Annotated in this window: 17 protein-coding genes, 1 tRNA gene and 2 pseudogenes; 10 read left to right on the forward strand and 10 right to left on the reverse strand. The window is 63.8% G+C overall.

Going from position 1 to position 16,856, the window contains the following annotated elements:
* Positions 1 to 52: 52 nt before the first annotated feature.
* Entirely contained in the window at positions 53 to 358 is a 306-nt protein-coding gene (locus tag GJ695_RS07005; protein ID WP_154363247.1) for an NIPSNAP family protein, read from the forward strand.
* Positions 359 to 434: 76 nt separating this feature from the next.
* Entirely contained in the window at positions 435 to 1,118 is a 684-nt protein-coding gene (locus GJ695_RS07010; RefSeq protein WP_154363250.1) for an ArsR/SmtB family transcription factor, read from the forward strand.
* Here the strand turns inward: GJ695_RS07010 and GJ695_RS07015 are convergent, their stop codons facing one another.
* The 3 genes from GJ695_RS07015 to bamE form a co-directional block, all read right to left on the reverse strand.
* Entirely contained in the window at positions 1,119 to 2,165 is a 1,047-nt protein-coding gene (locus tag GJ695_RS07015; RefSeq protein WP_166455062.1) for a TonB family protein, read from the reverse strand. It abuts the gene before it with no gap.
* A 49-nt stretch (positions 2,166 to 2,214) separates the two neighbouring features.
* Positions 2,215 to 3,027 (reverse strand): hypothetical protein, encoded by an 813-nt coding sequence (locus GJ695_RS07020; protein WP_154363255.1) that lies wholly within the window; start codon positions 3,025 to 3,027, stop codon positions 2,215 to 2,217.
* 101 nt (positions 3,028 to 3,128) lie between these two features.
* Positions 3,129 to 3,614: an outer membrane protein assembly factor BamE domain-containing protein gene (gene bamE / locus GJ695_RS07025; protein ID WP_154363258.1), complete on the reverse strand. Its 486-nt coding sequence runs from the start codon at positions 3,612 to 3,614 to the stop codon at positions 3,129 to 3,131.
* Positions 3,615 to 3,760: 146 nt separating this feature from the next.
* Here bamE and rpsO point away from each other — a divergent pair, with 146 nt between their 5' ends.
* The 7 genes and pseudogenes from rpsO (at position 3,761) to GJ695_RS30010 (ending at position 8,593) form a co-directional block, all read left to right on the forward strand.
* Positions 3,761 to 4,030: a 30S ribosomal protein S15 gene (rpsO, locus tag GJ695_RS07030; protein ID WP_008450438.1), complete on the forward strand. Its 270-nt coding sequence runs from the start codon at positions 3,761 to 3,763 to the stop codon at positions 4,028 to 4,030.
* A 186-nt stretch (positions 4,031 to 4,216) separates the two neighbouring features.
* The gene (pnp, locus tag GJ695_RS07035) at positions 4,217 to 6,346 is read left to right on the forward strand and encodes a polyribonucleotide nucleotidyltransferase (RefSeq protein ID WP_154363260.1); all 2,130 of its coding nucleotides are present in this window, start codon (positions 4,217 to 4,219) and stop codon (positions 6,344 to 6,346) included.
* A gap of 155 nt (positions 6,347 to 6,501) precedes the next feature.
* The gene (locus GJ695_RS07040) at positions 6,502 to 6,696 is read left to right on the forward strand and encodes a type II toxin-antitoxin system VapB family antitoxin (protein WP_154363262.1); all 195 of its coding nucleotides are present in this window, start codon (positions 6,502 to 6,504) and stop codon (positions 6,694 to 6,696) included.
* Positions 6,693 to 7,097 carry a type II toxin-antitoxin system VapC family toxin gene (vapC, locus tag GJ695_RS07045; protein ID WP_154363264.1) on the forward strand — a complete coding sequence of 135 codons (405 nt, stop codon included), beginning with the start codon at positions 6,693 to 6,695 and terminating at the stop codon, positions 7,095 to 7,097. Before GJ695_RS07040 ends, vapC begins: the two co-directional genes overlap by 4 nt.
* 271 nt (positions 7,098 to 7,368) lie before the next feature.
* Complete coding sequence (locus tag GJ695_RS07050; protein ID WP_154363266.1) at positions 7,369 to 7,797, forward strand: T6SS immunity protein Tdi1 domain-containing protein; 429 nt, start codon at positions 7,369 to 7,371, stop codon at positions 7,795 to 7,797.
* A 537-nt stretch (positions 7,798 to 8,334) separates the two neighbouring features.
* Positions 8,335 to 8,385: pseudogene (locus GJ695_RS30615) on the forward strand (hypothetical protein); the annotation flags it as partial.
* A gap of 64 nt (positions 8,386 to 8,449) precedes the next feature.
* Positions 8,450 to 8,593: a DUF29 family protein gene (locus GJ695_RS30010; RefSeq protein WP_229260358.1), complete on the forward strand. Its 144-nt coding sequence runs from the start codon at positions 8,450 to 8,452 to the stop codon at positions 8,591 to 8,593.
* On the opposite strand, the gene GJ695_RS07060 is transcribed toward GJ695_RS30010, so the two are convergent.
* Positions 8,578 to 9,975, reverse strand: coding sequence for a c-type cytochrome (locus tag GJ695_RS07060; RefSeq protein ID WP_229260360.1), 1,398 nt, complete (start codon positions 9,973 to 9,975; stop codon positions 8,578 to 8,580). The two genes, GJ695_RS30010 and GJ695_RS07060, sit on opposite strands and share 16 nt — an antisense overlap.
* A 116-nt stretch (positions 9,976 to 10,091) precedes the next feature.
* Positions 10,092 to 11,747 (reverse strand): methyl-accepting chemotaxis protein, encoded by a 1,656-nt coding sequence (locus tag GJ695_RS30460; protein ID WP_154363268.1) that lies wholly within the window; start codon positions 11,745 to 11,747, stop codon positions 10,092 to 10,094.
* 172 nt (positions 11,748 to 11,919) lie between these two features.
* Here GJ695_RS30460 and GJ695_RS07070 point away from each other — a divergent pair, with 172 nt between their 5' ends.
* Positions 11,920 to 12,633: an alpha/beta fold hydrolase gene (locus GJ695_RS07070; RefSeq protein WP_154363270.1), complete on the forward strand. Its 714-nt coding sequence runs from the start codon at positions 11,920 to 11,922 to the stop codon at positions 12,631 to 12,633.
* On the opposite strand, the gene GJ695_RS07075 is transcribed toward GJ695_RS07070, so the two are convergent.
* The 5 genes and pseudogenes from GJ695_RS07075 to fdhE form a co-directional block, all read right to left on the reverse strand.
* Positions 12,618 to 12,713: transfer RNA gene (locus tag GJ695_RS07075), tRNA-Sec, on the reverse strand. The genes GJ695_RS07070 and GJ695_RS07075 overlap by 16 nt on opposite strands.
* Before the next feature lie 20 nt (positions 12,714 to 12,733).
* Complete coding sequence (locus GJ695_RS30620) at positions 12,734 to 13,450, reverse strand: SelB domain-containing protein (protein ID WP_371866504.1); 717 nt, start codon at positions 13,448 to 13,450, stop codon at positions 12,734 to 12,736.
* Positions 13,451 to 13,461: 11 nt separating this feature from the next.
* Positions 13,462 to 14,409: pseudogene (gene selB, locus GJ695_RS30625) on the reverse strand (selenocysteine-specific translation elongation factor); the annotation flags it as partial.
* Positions 14,406 to 15,848, reverse strand: coding sequence for an L-seryl-tRNA(Sec) selenium transferase (selA, locus tag GJ695_RS07085; RefSeq protein ID WP_154363272.1), 1,443 nt, complete (start codon positions 15,846 to 15,848; stop codon positions 14,406 to 14,408). The gene selA and the pseudogene selB, both read right to left, overlap by 4 nt.
* A complete protein-coding gene (gene fdhE, locus GJ695_RS07090; RefSeq protein ID WP_154363274.1) occupies positions 15,845 to 16,846 on the reverse strand; it encodes a formate dehydrogenase accessory protein FdhE in 1,002 nt (333 codons plus the stop codon). The genes selA and fdhE overlap by 4 nt, the downstream gene beginning before the upstream one ends.
* Positions 16,847 to 16,856: the final 10 nt, after the last annotated feature.

The raw sequence follows: 16,856 nt of genomic DNA on the forward strand, positions 1-16,856 counted from the left end.
AAGCATTGGGGATTTTGAAAAGCTATTCTGGTGTTTTCAACCGGGGGCTTACATGACCATCACTTGCTTCATCCGTTACGAGATCGATCCATTCCAGCGTGACGCTTTCCGCCAATATGCCGAGAACTGGGGCCGCATCATTCCGCGCCTTGGCGGCCGGCTGATCGGCTACTTCCTGCCGCATGAGGGCACCAATTACGAGGCGTGGGGACTGGTGGGCTTCGATTCGCTGGCGGATTATGAATCGTATCGCGGCCGCCTGCGCGCGGATGCGGAGGCGAAGGATAACTTTGCGTTCGCCCGGCAGCAGCGGTTCATCCTGCGCGAGGAGCGCACTTTTGCGGAGGCTGTTTCATGATCGCGGTGATTTTTGAGGTAATGCCCAGTACCCCGATGGCTTCCGCATCGGGCGCGGCATACGCGCCGGCCGCGCCATGACGCAGGTGCAGCCACGCTTTGCGCGGGTGGCGGCGGCCATCGGCGATCCGACGCGGGCGCTGATGCTGTCGCGGCTTCTCGATGGCCGCTTCTACACCGCCACCGAACTGGCGCAGCACGCCGGCGTGGCGGCGCCGACAGCGTCGCAGCATCTGAAGCTGCTGGTGGAGGAAGGCTTGGCCCGCGTCCGCGCCCAAGGCCGCCATCGCTACTACATGCTCGCCGACGGCAATGTCGCTCATGCACTGGAAGCCCTGCTGCGCGTGGCCGACGGCGCACTACCCGAAACCACGCGCTGGAAGGCCCCGGCCATGCGCGGCCTGCGCCACGCGCGCAGCTGCTACGGCCATCTGGCCGGCGTGCTGGGTGTGGATCTGTGCCGCTGCTTCATCGACAACGGCTGGGTGCAAGCCGGCGAGGGCGACGGTCACGAATTCGCGCTGACGGTCGACGGCGCCGCGCGCGTGCGCGACCTGGGCATCGTGCTGCACGAAAGCCCGCGCCAGCTCTACGGCTGCGTCGACTGGTCCGAACGCCGCGACCATTTCGCCGGCCCGCTGGCGGTGGCGCTGCTGGACAATTTCGTTGAACGCGGCTGGCTGCGCCGCAGCGACGACACGCGTGCGCTGGGCGTCACCGCCGGTGACGCAACGTCGCTGGCAGCCTGGCTGGAAAGCTGACTACTGCGGCGCCTTGGCCTGTTGCAGCAGTTCCTGCGCCTTGGCCTTATCCTGCGTCACGCCGAGTCCCTGCTCGTACAACCGCGCCAGCGCCAGTTCGGCCATGCGGTTGTGCGCCAGCGCGGCACGCTGATACATCGCGGCAGCCTGCGCGTAGTCCTGCGAAACGCCAAGGCCGGTCTCATAGCATTGGCCCAGCACCACCTGCGCGGTGCGCTCCTGCTGCGCTGCGGCCTTCTGCAGAAAACCAATGCCTTCCTTGAGATCGTCGTCCTGGCCGCTGGCCAGCAGCGTGCTGCCCAGCGCCGATTGCGCTGACGGATGGTTCTGCGCGGCCGCCTTGCGCAGCCACACCTTGGCTTCGTCGTTATTGCCCTGTTTATGCAGCAGCAAGGCGAGGAAGTACTGACTGTTTGCCTTGCCCTGTTCGGCCGCCTTGCGGAACCACACAGCGGCCAACGCCGGATCGCCGGGATCGCCCACGCGCGGCGAGGCCAGCAGCCCCAACGTCTCCTGCGCGCCGGCCGATCCCTGGTTCGCCGCCTTCTCCAGCCAGCCGCGCGCCACTTCCTGATCGCGCGGCACGCCGTGGCCGTTCAGGTAGATCAGCCCGAGTTTGTATTGTGCTTCCGGCTCGTTGCGCTCAGCGCCGGCGCGCGCTTGCGCCAGGTTTTCGTCGATCTGTTTTTGCGAAGGACCGTCGAGCTTCCAGACGTACTGCATTTTGGTCCAGGTTTCGACGGGCTGGCCGTTCTCGGTGCCGGGCTTGAATTTGCAGCGGGCGAGTGAGTCCTGCGCCGCCTGATCCAGCAAGGGATGGCCGGTGGAGCGCTCGACGCGCGATTCGCGCACCGATCCATCCGTGCCGATCAGGAACGCCAGCTGAACCGTGCCCTGTTCCTCATGCCGCAGCGCTTCCTTCGGCCATTCCGGCTTGACGCAGGTGCTGAATTGGGCAACGGGCTTGGTGCTGGCGGAAGTTTGCGCCAGAGCTGGCGCTGAAAGCTGGGCGGCCGCGACGGCAAGCGCGGTGAGGTAGAGTTTCATGATTGGCACACTCCGGGAAGGAATGTGCCAATTTAGCATGTTTGCCGATTTAGAAGCGGACTTTGACGTAAGCCGCCGGGCCGTTTAAGCGAACATTCAGGTCGGTATTGTCGCGCTGGCGGTTCAGGCTGATCTTGCTGGCGGTGTACTCCGCCACCACGCCCACGGCCTTGGTCGGGAACCATTCAACGCCGATCGCGCCGCCGTAGATGTGGCCCTGGATGCTGCCGCCGTTTTTCTTGATGCCGGACGCATCCGCGTAGATGCGCACGTTTTCCGACACCGCATGACGCCAGCCCAGTTCCAGCAACGGCGCCCAGGCGCTTTCTTTTTCTTCATACGCGCCGCTGCCGGCCACGCCGTTCAGCACGCCGCTGGCGGTGCCCTTCAGGCTGGCCTGATAGTAGGCCGCGCCGGCGCCGATGCCGAACACGTCGTTGCCGCTGCCGATCCACCATTTATAGGCCAGGTTGGCCAGGTCCAGTTTCAGCTTGGCGTCCAGGCGGCCGTTGCCGGTTAACGGCAGGCCGTTGTAATTGGTGGTGCCGCTCAGGTCCGGGCTGTAGGTTTTGTCGTAGCGGTAGTAATCGAAGTCCAGGCCCTGCGAATCGCCCAGCAGCACGGAAGCTTTCACACGCGGCAGGGTGACGTGGTCGGTCTTGTAGGTGCCGGTGTCGATGCGGCCGTAGTTGGTGTCGCCTTCGTAGTTGATCTTCGGTTCGGTGTAGAAGGCGCCGACCGACAGGCTGGCGCGGTCCAGCGCCGGCGACGGATCGGCCCAGGCGATGGCGCTGACGGTGCTCAGCGCCAGTAACGTGGCGGTGTAAATGGCGTGGCGGGCAGGGGGCGTGCGTAAGGACATGGGGTCTCCGGTTGGTTGCGATGTCAATGGGAAAATCATAGCAACCGCTCGGCGCAAAACACGTCGGCGCACGCCCGGCATTCTCGTGGGAATGATCCTACCTAGCGCCGCCGTACTTCACGTTCCTCGTCCGGGCCGTTGACCATGGCCTGGACCACGCCCTGGCGGTTGAATTCCACCGACATCATGGAGTTCCACACATCCTGCTCTTTATAGCGGTACAGCCAGACGTCGCCGTCAACGCTGGCATAATGGGTGACTTGCGTGGGACGGCCGAGGATGCGCAGCACGCTGTCCTTGTTATCCTTGCCCGGCTTGACGGTGGCGAACCTGGCGCCGTTCAGCACCTGTTCGTAGGACACCAGCCTGCCGTCGGCGCCGATGCGCGCCATCCAGGTGTACTGGCCCATCGGGCCGGTGGCGTATTCGAGCAGCGTGTCGCCGCCATCGGCGTAGACATTGGTCGGCTGGCCGAGGCGGGCCTTGACCGCGTCCAGCGGCGCGCCGGGCTGTGGCGGCGGTTCGCCGAAGTGGGCACAGGCCGCAACAGCCAGCGCCAGAATTGCCAAAACCATAGCGTTTTTCATGTTTACCTCCTGAAAAAGCGTCAAAAGCAGATACACACGCGACTTTTTCCGTTATACTTCCGGGTCTGGTCTTTCCGACCAGGCTTTATTGTAATCACGGTGGGCAGGGTTCCGACTCCGCGCACCGCATGTTAAAGGTAAATATCATGACCGTAGAAAACATCAACAAAGCCGCGATCATCGCGGACAACGCCCGTGGCCAAAAAGACACCGGCTCGCCAGAAGTGCAAGTTGCACTGCTGACCGCTCGCATCAACGAACTGAACGGCCACTTCAAAGCCCACAGCAAAGATCACCACTCGCGTCGTGGTCTGATCATGATGGTTAACCGTCGTAAATCCCTGCTGTCGTACCTGAAGGGCAAAGACGCTACCCGTTATCGCGATCTGATCGCTAAACTGGGTCTGCGTAAGTAATTCTTGCGCCGTCCGGCCTAATCAAAATGCCTGCGCCAGTTTGCTGTCGCGGGCATTTTGTCTTTCTGGACGTTAAAAAATTGCCAAGTAGTACGTAGAGTTGTAGGAAAGGTGGCTTTCGGGCCATCTGTGGTGAGGTGAACGACAGCCCCTGAAAATCTGTCGGCAAATAGAAAGGGATTACCCATGTTTAACAAAGTTACGAAAACCTTCCAGTACGGTCAACACACCGTTACGCTGGAAACTGGCGAAATCGCTCGCCAGGCCTCCGGCGCGGTGATGGTGTCGATTGAAGACACCGTCATCCTGGCTACCGTGGTGGCGCGTAAAGACGCGAAACCAGGCCAGGACTTCTTCCCGTTGACCGTCGACTACCTGGAGAAAACCTACGCAGCCGGTAAAATCCCGGGCGGTTTCTTCAAACGTGAAGGTCGTCCTTCGGAAAAAGAAACGCTGACATCCCGCCTGATCGACCGTCCAATCCGCCCACTGTTCCCAGAGGGCTATCTGAACGAAGTGCAAGTGGTGATCCACGTGCTGTCGGTCAACCCAGAAATCGACCCGGACATCGCCTCGATGATCGGTGCTTCGGCCGCGCTGTGCGTGTCGGGCGTGCCGTTCAATGGTCCGATCGGCGCCGCCCGCGTGGGTTACGCCAACGGCCAGTACATCCTGAATCCTACCGTTGAACAACTGAAAACCTCGCAGATGGATCTGGTGGTTGCCGGTACCGAAACCGCCGTGCTGATGGTGGAATCGGAAGCCCAGCAGCTGTCGGAAGAAATCATGCTGGGCGCCGTGGTCTTCGGCCACACCCAGATGAAGGCCGTGATCGACGCGATCCACGACCTGGTGCGCGACGGCGGCAAGCCGGAGCAAGTCTGGACCGCCCCAGCCAAGGACGAAGCGCTGATCGGCCGCGTGGCCCACTTCGCCGAAGCGAAGATCCGCGACGCCTATCAGACCCGCGACAAGCAAGCCCGTACCGACAAGCTGCGCGCGATGTCGGCTGAAGTAGTGGCCGCCCTGGGCGCCGAAGCCGCCGCTGCCGGCGCTGCCGCACCGGACAGCGTTGACGTCGGTAACATCCTGTTCGAGATGGAATCGAAAGTCGTGCGTTCGCAGATCCTCGACGGCGAGCCACGCATCGACGGCCGCGATACCCGCACCGTGCGTCCGATCTCGATCCGTACCTCGGTGCTGCCACGCACCCACGGTTCGGCGCTGTTCACCCGCGGCGAAACCCAGGCACTGGTCGTTGCGACCCTGGGCACCGCGCGCGATGCACAGAAGATCGACGCGCTGATGGGCGAGTTCACCGACCCGTTCATGCTGCACTACAACATGCCACCGTTCGCCACCGGCGAAACCGGCCGCGTCGGCACCCCTAAGCGCCGCGAAATCGGCCACGGCCGTCTGGCCAAGCGCGCGCTGATCGCCGCCCTGCCATCGCAGGAAGAGTTCAGCTACGCCGTGCGTCTGGTGTCGGAAATCACCGAATCGAACGGTTCGTCGTCGATGGCGTCGGTCTGCGGCGGCTGCCTGGCGCTGATGGATGCCGGCGTGCCGATGAAAGAGCACGTGGCCGGTATCGCCATGGGCCTGATCAAGGAAGGCGGCAAGTTCGCCGTGCTGTCCGACATTCTGGGCGATGAAGATCACCTGGGCGACATGGACTTCAAGGTCGCTGGTACCCGCAACGGTATCACCGCGCTGCAGATGGACATCAAGATCCAGGGCATCACCAAGGAAATCATGCAAGTGGCGCTGGCGCAAGCCAAGGAAGGCCGCGAGCACATCCTGGGCGAAATGCAAAAGGCCGTGCCGACCGTGAAGACCGAACTGTCGGACTTCGCGCCACGCCTGATCACCATCAAGATCAATCCGGAAAAAATCCGTGACGTGATCGGCAAAGGCGGCGCCGTCATCCGCGCGCTGACCGAAGAGACCGGCACCCAGATCGACATCAGCGACGAAGGCGTGGTCACCATCGCTTCCGTCGACGCTGCTGCCGGCCAGGAAGCCAAGCGCCGCATCGAAGAGCTGACCGCCTCGGTCGAAGTAGGCAAGTCCTACGACGGCGTGGTGCTGAAGCTGCTGGACTTCGGCGCGATCGTTCAGGTCATGCCAGGTAAAGACGGGCTGCTGCACATCTCGCAGATCGCCAACGAGCGTGTGAACGCCGTGGCCGACTACCTGAAAGAAGGCCAGGCAGTGCGCGTCAAGGTTCTGGAAACCGACGACCGCGGCCGCCTGAAACTGTCGATGAAAGCCGCTGCGGAAGAAGCTGCCGCCGCTGCCGCCAACGCGCAGTAATCAGCTAGTCTGATCTGAAAAGCCGCCGGGCGCGCAAGCCCCGGCGGCTTTTTTCTTGCGTCGTTTGATCTGCATCCAGCGTGACGTAAAATTTCGTTGTGCCGGTAGCTTGACAGGCCTAGCATGTCTCGACGTTCCGTCATCGAGGAGGCGTTATGCAAACGAATATTTTCATCGACGAAAAGCTCATGCAAGAAACGCTGCTGCTGACTGGACTAACATCTGAAAGCGAAGCTGTGGAGCTAGGGTTGCGCACGGTGGTGCGCCTCAAGCAACAAGAGAAAATACGTCAATTCCGAGGCAAGCTGGCCTGGGAGGGCGACCTTGATGCCATACGGTCTGACAGATGATCCTGGTGGACTCCAGCGTTTGGATTGATTTCTTCAGGGGCAATTCTACGCTGCAAACCGATGTGCTCGATGCCGTACTGGGCCACGAACCCTTGGCTACAGGCGACTTGATTGTAACGGAGGTGCTGCAGGGCTTTCGTTTAGACCGCGACTTTCGTCAAGCGCACAGGCTGCTAACTTCACTGACTGTAGTGGACCTCGGCGGTCAGGCAATCGCGATACAGGCAGCACAGAATTTCCGTGCGCTGCGTTTATTCGGCGTCACAATACGCAAAACGATTGATACAATCATCGCTACCCGCTGCATCAAAGATGGCTACGCGCTGTTATACAGCGACAAGGATTTCGATCCCTTCGTCGATTATTTGGGACTTTGTTCTGCAATAACATTGCTTTCCTAATGTGCAAAATTTACATTATCTATCGATAATGCTGCCCATATGCAATATCCTGTGATTACACGGATCTTCGGTGAGCTCGATGTTCGTGTCGAGGAAAAAGCTAAGCGAAGTGCAGCGATTCACCTATGAGCTTCGACGTAAGTCCGAAGATCTAAAAGCTGATCCACTTCGGTGGATGCCGGAACTTGATGAACATTGCTTCGAATCACAGTGGCTGTCTTTGAAGAAGAATGAAATTGGCCAATGCCGCTGATAAATAAGGTTAAGTCATATGCCTTTGATCATTGAAATCTCGCGTGCCTGGGGTTGGGCCGGTATCCATCCTGAAGAAGTCGTCGCGGAAAATGACTTCGGCAATCTCCTTGTCCGTGCGACGGATGGTCGTTACTGGCGGATCACGCCTGAAGAGGGTATGTGCGAAGTGGTTGCGGATGACAAAGCTTCGTTTGAGGTGCTGCTACGGGACCAGGAGTTTCTCCACGACTGGTATATGTGCGAACTGGTAGAGGTGGCGCGTAAACATCTGGGCGAGCTCACGCCTCCGAGAAAGTACTGCCTGAAAGTTCCGGGTTATCTTGGCGGAGCGTATGACATGCCAAATCTTGCCAGCGCTCCAATTCACGAAATCATTGGCATGGCAGGTGATCTCGCCAGGCAAACATACGAACCGCCGTCTGCCCCACTTCTTTGCGACTGCTAACGATCGGCTGTCTGTTCTTGCCGCGATTGAGTCGCGCAGGCAGCTTGCCTACACCCGCACCGGGCATATTTATTCAAGCCATTTCGTTCTATGGAACCCGGCTGACCTGCTACCTCAGTTCAGTACGGTACTAAGCTTGAGTCTGCCAACTGGGAGGCGGGCATGAAAAAGCGATTCAAGTACGTGGCGAAGAAAAGCTGATGGGTCATTGATTAGCTCTCTAACCCGGATAGCACTGTCCTGTGGCCAGTGCTTCCGATTCTGCTCCGTCACGAAGCCTGCAACGGGCTTTGAAACTCAAATCAGGCGCCAGTTTTGCCGCATCAAAGCGTTTTATGCTGGCGAAGAAGCGGCGCGTTTGCTCGATAGTGGAGTGCGCCTTACCATGCCGGCCCAGTCTCCTCGGGAATTCGATCTTATTCGTTGACGACGAAAGCTGCCGCTGAACTTTTTGGGATGTCTCCGGTCTGACAAGCACACGCCCTGATGCGGAGTTTGGCGATGAGTACGGCATACTAAGAAGATGTGGCCGCCTGGGTGCAAGAGCAGGTCGCGCTGCTGCGTTCAGGCCAGTGGGCCTTGCTGGACATCGAGCATATTGCCGAAGAAATCGAGGATATGAACATCAGCCATCGCCATCAACTGGCGCCCCTTGCTGGACGATCCGGAATGGAATGCGGAGGTTTGGTCCGACGCGCTCAGCGCCGCGATTCTGCAGGCCGGCTTGACCGACCTGCCCAAGGCTTGCGAGTGGAGCCTTGAGCAGGTGCTGGCTGACGATTATTTTCCGTCGTAGCTTACGCGGAAGATGCGGCCGGCGTAGTCGTCGGAGACCAGCAGCGAGCCGTCGGCCTGCATCACCACGTCGACCGGGCGGCCGACCACTTCATCGCCACGCAGGAAGCCGTCGATGAAGGCGGTGTCGCTGACCAGCTGGTTGCCGTACAGCGTAATCAGGTGCACAGTGTAGCCGCTCTTGGTGCTGCGATTCCACGAACCATGCTCCGCCACAAAGATGTTGTTGCGATAGATGTCGGGGAACTGCTTGCCGGTGTAGAAGGTCATGCCCAGCGGCGCCACGTGCGGCCCCAGCTTGGCGACCGGTGCTTCGAACTCGTCGCAGCTGCGGTTCTTGCCGAACTGCGGATCGGGCACCACGCCGCCATGGCAGTAGGGGAAGCCGAAGTGCTGGTTCGGCCTGGTCACCACGTTGAGCTCGCAGGACGGCGTGTTGTCGCCCAGCTCGTCGCGGCCATTGTCGGTGAACCACAGCTGTTTGGTCGACGGATGGAAGTCGAAGCCGACCGTGTTGCGCACGCCGCGCGCCACTTCCTCCAGCTGGCTGCCGTCCGGATTCATGCGGTAAATCTTGGCGCTGCGGGTGTCGTCGGTGTCGCAGATATTGCAGGGCGCGCCGACCGGAATGTACAGCTTGCCATCCGGCCCGGCCCGCATCACCTTCTCGCCATGCCATTTGTCGGCCGGCAGGCTGACCTTGACCACTGCATACGATGGCTTCTGCGCATAGCGCTGGTCGATATTGTCGAAGCGGATCACGCGGCTGATTTCGCCCACGTACAGGGCGCCGTTGAGCAGCGTCACGCCGATCGGATTTTCCAGCCCTTCGGCCACGGTGACTACCTCGGCCGACTGCTTGCCGGCGCGCGGCACCAGCGCATAGATCTTGCCGGCCTTGCGCGAACCGACATAGACGATGCCGCTGTCCGACACTGCCATGCTGCGCGCGGTCTCGGCGCCTTCGGCATACACGCTGATGCGGAAGCCTTTCGGCAGCTTGAAGCCGCCGAGCAGATCGGTGGTGGCCGGCCTGGCTGCCATGGCCGCCGGTGCCGCCAGCTTCTTGTCGGCGTTGGCCGCGATGTAATCGGCCAGCATGGCGATCTGCGCCGCGTTCAGCGTCGGCGACCACGCCGGCATGTTCTTGTCCGGCACGCCCTTGCTGATGACGTTGATGAGATTGGCTCTGGTCGGTGCGCCGTGCAGCCAGGCATGCTCGCCCAGCGTCGGCCCGACCGCGCCTTCCAGCTTGGCGCCGTGGCAGACGGCGCAATTGGCCTGATAGAGTTTTTCGGCGGCAGCAACCGGCGTGGCGGCGTGCGCGGCGAAGGAAATGCACGCCATGCCGATGGCGGCGGCTTGCAGAGCGGTCTTGTACATCGCGATTGTCCCCTGATGGTTTGATCGCGCCATTGTACCGTCAGAAAACAGGGAAGGCCGAGGCCGGTGCTGCTGCACGGCCCCGGCAACGGCGGCGGGCGCCGCCGTGTATGGCGTCAGGCGGCTACGCGGGTGCGCAGTTGCAGCGCGGGTGCGCGGCCGGGCGCCGGGCGCGCGCGTGGCGCGTCGAACGGCGAGACGCTGGCGGCCTTCATGCCGCCGTCCACCTGGAACACGCTGACCAGCTCGGCCAGATGGGTCGACTGGCCTTGCAGCGCCTCGGCGGCCGCTGCGGCTTCTTCCACCAGCGCGGCGTTTTGCTGCGTCACGCCGTCCATCTCCATGATGGCCTGGTTGATCTGCTCGATGCCGGCTTCCTGCTCGCTGCTGGCGGCGGTGATCTGCTCCATGATCTCGCTGACATTGCGGATGCTGCGGACGATCTCTTCCATGGTCTTGCCGGCTTCATCGACCAGCATGCCGCCGTTGGCGATCTTTTCCACCGACTCGTTGATCAGGTGCTTGATGTCCTTGGCCGCGCTGGCCGAACGCTGCGCCAGCGTGCGCACTTCCTGCGCCACCACCGCGAAGCCGCGGCCCTGTTCGCCGGCGCGCGCCGCTTCCACCGCCGCGTTCAGCGCCAGGATATTGGTCTGGAAGGCGATGCCGTCGATGACGGCGATGATGTCGACGATCTGGCGCGACGAGGCGCTGATCTCTTCCATGGTGGTCACCACGCCGCCCACCACTTCGCCGCCGCGCACGGCCACGCCGGAGGCGCTGGCCGCCAGCTGGTTGGCCTGGCGCGCAAACTCGGTGTTCTGCTTGACGGTCGCGGTCAGTTCTTCCATCGACGACGCGGTCTCTTCCAGCGAACCGGCCTGCTGCTCGGTGCGCGACGACAGGTCCTGGTTGCCGCTGGCGATTTCATCGGCCGCCGTGGCGACCGAATCGGTGCTGCCGCGTACTTCGCTGACGATGGCCGCCAGGCGTTCGCGCATGGTGGCGATGCTGTACAGCAGGCTGGAGCGGTCGCCGTCGGCCAGCGCCACGTGCACGGTCAGGTCGCCGCCGGCGATGCGGTCGGTGATGCCGGCCGCGTAGCCCGGCTCGCCGCCGAGCTGTTTCAGCAGCGAACGGCTGATCAGCCAGCCCAGCACCAGCGCCACGGCGATCGAAATCGTGCTCAGCACCACGATCATCCACGCCGAGCCGGCGCTGCGGTTGTGGATGGTGGCGCCGATCTCATCGATCACCGCCTTCTGGCGCTCGACCAGGGCGCCCATGCTGGCGACATAGGCGTCGCCGGCGGGAATGAATTCCTTCTCGACGATCTGGTTGGCGTGGTCCAGGTTGCCGGCGGCCTTCTCGGCGAACGCCTGCTTGCGCACGGCCTGGTAGACCGTGCGCTTTTCCTGCGTCGCGTCGAACAGGGCCTTGGCTTTCGCGTCGTCGAGGGCGTCGACGATCTGGCTCTGGTAGCCGACGGCGATCTTGGACGTGGATGCGATGCCATCCTCAAACATTTTCTGGGTGGCGGGATCGCTGGTCTTCGACGCCGCCAATGCGCGCTGCACATTGGTTTCGACGATGGCTTTCCAGGCGCTGACCAGGCGTTCGGTTTTCAGGTGGCTGTCGAGCAGGGCGTCGGTGTCCTGGGCGGTCTGGCGGATACTCATCCAGCTGGCGATGGCGACAGCCAGCAGCAGGATCAGGGTAGCGCCAAAGCCGATGGCCAGCCGATTGCCAACCTTCATTTCAGATAATTTCATAGAGCCTCCGAATAGGGTGCGAAGTGGTAATGGTTTTGGAGGTATTGTTATTATGTAAAAGAAACTTAAATTTCCTGCGGGTATTTTATCATTGAATAAAAAAATGCTGCATGGCAACAGGGTATTTCTTACTTTTATTTACAAAGCCGCGGCGCTTGGGTAGGCTGCGGGCATGACCAGCCTCCTTGATTTTGACGTGCCGTTCGACGGCCATGTGCTGAAGGCCGACCATTTTGTCGGCCGCGACAGCAACCGCATCCTCTACCTGCACGGCGCCGGCGCCAGCACGCGCCACGGCCATCGCCTGCTGCGTGGTGCATTGCAGCAGCGCGGGCAGGGCAGCGTCTGTTTCGACGCCATCGGTCACGGCGAGACGGGCGGCGCGCTGGCGCAATCGTCGGTGGCCAGCCGCACGCGGCAGGCGCAGGCGGTGCTGGCCGCGCACGGCATGGCGGAACCGCTGGTGGTGTTCGGTGCCAGCATGGGCGCCTACAACGCCATCCGGCTCAGTGCGCAGCACCGGGTCGACGCGCTGGTGCTGATCGTGCCGGGCGTCTACACGCCGTCGGCCTACGAGGTGCCGTTCGGGCCGGATTTCTCGGCCATCATCCGCCGTGAGCGCAGCTGGGCCGACAGCGATGCCTGGGAGATCCTGTCGCGCTTCGAGGGCCGGCTGCTGGTGATCCACGCCGAGCACGACGCCACCATTCCGCTGGAAATCTCCGAACGCCTGGTGGCCGCCGCCACCCGCGCCGCAGCGCGCCAGCTGCACATCGTGCGCGGCGCCGAGCACAACCGCCTGTGGTCGCTGCTGGCCGAAACGCCGGCCCACTTCGATGCGGCGGTGGAGATGGTGATGCGGACGGTGGTTGGCGGAAGGCAGTAGGAGTCGAACTTACGAGGGAGCGGCTGACGCCCCCCACCGGGTTTGAAGCCCGGCCCCATCACCGGATGAGTGTGCCTTCCGTGGTCTGATGTCGTTCTGGTTACGCGCCGCTGTAGGCCCAGGCGGCGTTCGGTCGTATCAGGTGGATATTGCCAATGCGGCGAGTATAGCCGACGCGGTCGAAGAACTCCAGCACCTGAATGGCCCGCTTGCGTCCGAGGCCGGTGGCGTCGCGGAACGACGCCGCCTGCACTTCGGGCAGCGTGGCCACCAGCCGCGCCAGCTCGTCGAGCCGCTGCGGATGATAAAACAAATCCTTCACCACCTGGCTCAGCTCTCCGGTCTTGGACAGCTTGAGCAGCAGGCGCCGCACCTCGGTCTCCGGCATGCCGTGTTCGCGCGCCAGTTCGCGCACCCACGGCGGATCGAAGGCGCCGGCCAGCAGGGACGCCAGCAGCGGCGCCACCTGCGCCTGTTCGCCGGCGCTCAGTTCCACGCTATGCGCCGGCAAGTGCAGGCTGCGGCCGCGCTGTTTGATCGCGCCGCTGGCAAGCAGCGTGTCGATCAAACAGCTCCACAGGCGGTCTTCCATCTCCGGCGAGACGATGCGCTTCAGGCGCCACAGCTCCGGCCCCGCGTCGTCCGGCGCGCGCGCGTGGAACTCTGCCAGCGCGGCCAGAATGCGCGCTTGCAGCGCCTGCACCTCGGTCGCGGCGATCAGCAACTGGTCGCCGCCTTGCAGGCTCACTTCCACCGTGCCCGGCGGCGCGGCGATCTGCCCGGCCGGCAGCTGCGACAGCCGCACCAGCGTCGACACGCGCAAGCCCAGCGGCCCGGCGCCAGCACCTCGTCGTCAAGCATCACCACGTTGGCCGTATGGTGCGCCGCGCCCAGGTGCACGTGCACCGGCGACCATGGCTTGAGTGTCAGGCCGCAGTCCGGCGTCAGCGTCAGCTGCACGTCCACGCGTTCGGAGCAGGCGGCCAGCGCCGGCGCCACCACCCACGTGCCGCGCGCGATTTCGTCCTTGCTCACGCCGCCCAGGTTCAGGGCCAGGCGCTGTCCGGCGCGGCCCACGTCGGCCGCGCGGTTCTGCGCGTGGATGCTGCGCACGCGCGCCTCCTGGCCGCCGGGCGCCATCTGCAGGATGTCGCCCACGCGCACGCTGCCCGCCAGCGCGGTGCCGGTGACGATGGTGCCCTGGCCGGACAGCGTGAACACGCGGTCCACGCCCAGGCGGAACAGGCGCCGTTCGTCGCTGGCCGGCAGCGTGGCGGCGAGCTGCGCCAGATGGCGCAGCAGCGCCTTGACGCCGATGTCGCCTTCCTCGGTGGCGTTGGTGCGGAAGATGGGCGCGCCGGCGAAATCGGTGGTCGACAGCAGGGCGCTGATCTCGCCCTCCAGCTGCGCCAGCCGGTTGCTGTCGGCGCGGTCGATCTTGGTCAGCGCCACCGCGCCACGCTTGACGCCCAGCAGCCGCAGGATCGCCAGGTGTTCCAGCGTCTGCGGCATGATGCCGTCGTCGGCGGCGATCACCAGCAGCGCGGCGTCGATGCCGGTGACGCCGGCGGCCATGGTGCGGATGAATTTCTCGTGGCCCGGCACGTCGATCACGCCGAGGATGTCGCCGCCTTCCAGCGGCGCGTAGGCGTAACCGAGTTCGATCGAGATGCCGCGCGCCTTCTCTTCCTTCAGGCGATCGGTGTCGACGCCGGTGAGGGCGCGCGTCAGCGTGGTCTTGCCGTGGTCAATGTGTCCTGCGGTGCCGACGATCATGCGGCGAGCAGGGGCAGTTGGTCGATGAAGCGCTGCTGCTGGTGGTCCTGCAGGCAGCGCAGGTCGAGCCACAGCGCGTCCTGCGCCACGCGGCCGATGACCGGCAGCGGCAGCGCGCGCAGGCGCTGTTCCAGCACGCCCAGCGCGTTGCTGATGCGGCCCGCCGCGGCAGGACGCACCACCAGGCCGTGGCTGTGCAGCTGGTCGACCGGCAGCGCGCCGCTGCCGATCTGGCTCATCATCGCTTCGTCGGTGACCACGTAGCCGGCGCCTAGCGCGGCCTGCAACTGCGGCAGGATGGCCTGCGCCTGCGCGCGCATGTCGGCGGCAGGGCGGGTCAGCAGCTTGAGGGTGGTCAGGCGTTCCGGCAGCAGGTCCGGCGCGCGGTACAGCGCGAGCACCGGCTCCAGCGCGGCCAGGGTCAGTTTGCCGACGCGCAGCGCGCGCTTCAGCGGATTCTTCTTGATCTGCGCGATCAGGTCCTTGCGGCCGACGATGATGCCGCACTGCGGACCGCCCAGCAGCTTGTCGCCGCTGAAGGTCACCAGGTCGGCGCCGCCCTCGATGGTTTCGCGCACCGTGGTTTCATGCGGCAGGCCATACTGCTCCAGGTCGACCAGCGTGCCGCTGCCCAGGTCCACCGCCAGCGGGATGTTGTGCTTCCTGGCCAGCGGCGCCAGTTCATCCAGCTCAATGCTCTTGGTGAAGCCGGTGATGGCGTAATTGCTGGTGTGGACCTTCATCATCAGCGCCGTCTGCGCACCGGCCGCTTCGTCGTAGTCCTTCAAGTGCGTGCGGTTGGTGGCGCCGACTTCGCGCAGCACCGCGCCGGCGCGCGTCATCACGTCCGGAATGCGGAAGGCGCCGCCGATTTCCACCAGCTCGCCGCGCGAGACGATCACCTCCTTGCCGAGGGCCACGGTATTCAGCATCAGCAGCACGGCGGCGGCGTTGTTGTTGACGATGGTGGCCGCTTCGGCGCCGGTCAGTTCCAGCAGCAGCTCTTCGATCAGGTTGTCGCGGTCGCCGCGCTTGCCGGTGTCGATGTCCCATTCGAGGTTCATCGGCCAGCGCATCGCGTCCACCACGGCCTGCACGGCGGCGTCGGGCAGCAGCGCGCGGCCAAGGTTGGTGTGCAGGACGGTGCCGGTCAGGTTGAACACGGGACGCAGCGGCGAGGTGTTCTGCTCGCGCAGCCGCGCGGCCAGCATCGCCAGCAGCGACGGGATGCCGGTGTCGGGCGCCGGCGCGGCAGCCGCCAGGTCGCCGCCTTCGCGGGCGGCCAGCAGCATGGCGCGCAGTTCGGCCAGCAGCGCGCGCGCCGCGTCGAGCGTCTGTACGCGGCCATATTCGGCGATCAGCGCCTCGCAGCCGGCGTCCGACAGGATCAGATGCACGGCTGGCAGGCGGATGCCGCCGGTGACAACAGGTTCGTTCATTCGGCGTTAAACCACAGCAGGGGATTGCCGCTGGCGCGGGCGTAGCCGGCTTCGCCGACCAGCAGGTCCAGCGCCAGGCTGGCCAGATCGTCGGCCAGCGGCTCGACGTGGTAGTCGTGCTCCTGGTTGAAGATCTTGCGGTAGGTATGGCATTCGTCGCAGGTTTCGGCGCGCGCCACCTTGCTGGGATCGTTGGCCTTGTTGACAGGCTCGCTCGGCTCCGGCATGCCGCCTTCCGGTTCGATGCTCTGGTAGGCGATCTTCGAGGTGCTCTCGCAGGTGGTGCACTTGACGCGCACCATGTGCCATTCGCTGGCGCAGCAGGCGCATTGCAGGTAGCGATAGCCCTGCGACTGGCCGCCGATGCGGATCACGCTGGCCACCGGATGCGAACCGCAGACAGGGCACAGGGTATTGGTCACCAGCGGCTGCACGCGCTGGGCATCGAGCTGGCTGGCGCGCTTGGTCCACATCACTTGCAAGGCGGCAGCCACGAACGGCGCGTGCAGCGGATGCACGCCTTCCGTCAGTTCGGCCAGCACGGCGTCGGCGCAGCCTTCCAGTTGCGCGCTGTCGAGCGCGCGCAATTCCGCCAGCACGGCGGCGAGTTGCGGCTGGCTTGCCGCCAGCGGGTCCAGCTGGTCGAGGATGGCGTCGAACACGCGGCGCCACGACGCCGGGCGCTGGCCGCTGACCGGCAGCGGCGGCATGTGGTGATCGATGGCCAGCTCGATGCCGGCGGCGTCGGGCAGGGCGTAGGTGTCGGCGGGCAGGGTGGTGGCCACGGCTGCCTGCGCGTCGACCAGGGCGGCCATCATCTTCAGGTAGCCGCTCAGCGTTTCGCCGACCGGAATGCCCTTGATTTGATTATCCGCCAACTGGCGGAGGCGCGCGGCGCGCGCGGAAAACAGACTGCGTGCTTCCGGGAGCAGCAGGCGCGGTATGGCGGTGTGATCGAGCGACTCGATTTCGCCAGGTTGTAGCAAGCGTTGTACCAAAAAAAATCTC

The organism is Duganella alba (assembly GCF_009674495.1).
Classification (GTDB): Bacteria; Pseudomonadota; Gammaproteobacteria; order Burkholderiales; family Burkholderiaceae_D; genus Rugamonas; species Rugamonas alba.

Bases quoted from the DNA above. Each gene is read 5' to 3' on its own strand.
- GJ695_RS07020 (WP_154363255.1), bottom strand. From the start codon at position 3,027: ATGTCCTTACGCACGCCCCCTGCCCGCCACGCCATTTACACCGCCACG.
- selA (WP_154363272.1), bottom strand. From the start codon at position 15,848: ATGAACGAACCTGTTGTCACCGGCGGCATCCGCCTGCCAGCCGTGCAT.
- GJ695_RS07050 (WP_154363266.1), top strand. From the start codon at position 7,369: ATGCCTTTGATCATTGAAATCTCGCGTGCCTGGGGTTGGGCCGGTATC.
- GJ695_RS07010 (WP_154363250.1), top strand. From the start codon at position 435: ATGACGCAGGTGCAGCCACGCTTTGCGCGGGTGGCGGCGGCCATCGGC.
- vapC (WP_154363264.1), top strand. From the start codon at position 6,693: ATGATCCTGGTGGACTCCAGCGTTTGGATTGATTTCTTCAGGGGCAAT.
- GJ695_RS30460 (WP_154363268.1), bottom strand. From the start codon at position 11,747: ATGAAATTATCTGAAATGAAGGTTGGCAATCGGCTGGCCATCGGCTTT.
- GJ695_RS07070 (WP_154363270.1), top strand. From the start codon at position 11,920: ATGACCAGCCTCCTTGATTTTGACGTGCCGTTCGACGGCCATGTGCTG.
- bamE (WP_154363258.1), bottom strand. From the start codon at position 3,614: ATGAAAAACGCTATGGTTTTGGCAATTCTGGCGCTGGCTGTTGCGGCC.
- rpsO (WP_008450438.1), top strand. From the start codon at position 3,761: ATGACCGTAGAAAACATCAACAAAGCCGCGATCATCGCGGACAACGCC.
- GJ695_RS07005 (WP_154363247.1), top strand. From the start codon at position 53: ATGACCATCACTTGCTTCATCCGTTACGAGATCGATCCATTCCAGCGT.
- GJ695_RS07060 (WP_229260360.1), bottom strand. From the start codon at position 9,975: ATGTACAAGACCGCTCTGCAAGCCGCCGCCATCGGCATGGCGTGCATT.
- pnp (WP_154363260.1), top strand. From the start codon at position 4,217: ATGTTTAACAAAGTTACGAAAACCTTCCAGTACGGTCAACACACCGTT.
- GJ695_RS07040 (WP_154363262.1), top strand. From the start codon at position 6,502: ATGCAAACGAATATTTTCATCGACGAAAAGCTCATGCAAGAAACGCTG.
- GJ695_RS07015 (WP_166455062.1), bottom strand. From the start codon at position 2,165: ATGAAACTCTACCTCACCGCGCTTGCCGTCGCGGCCGCCCAGCTTTCA.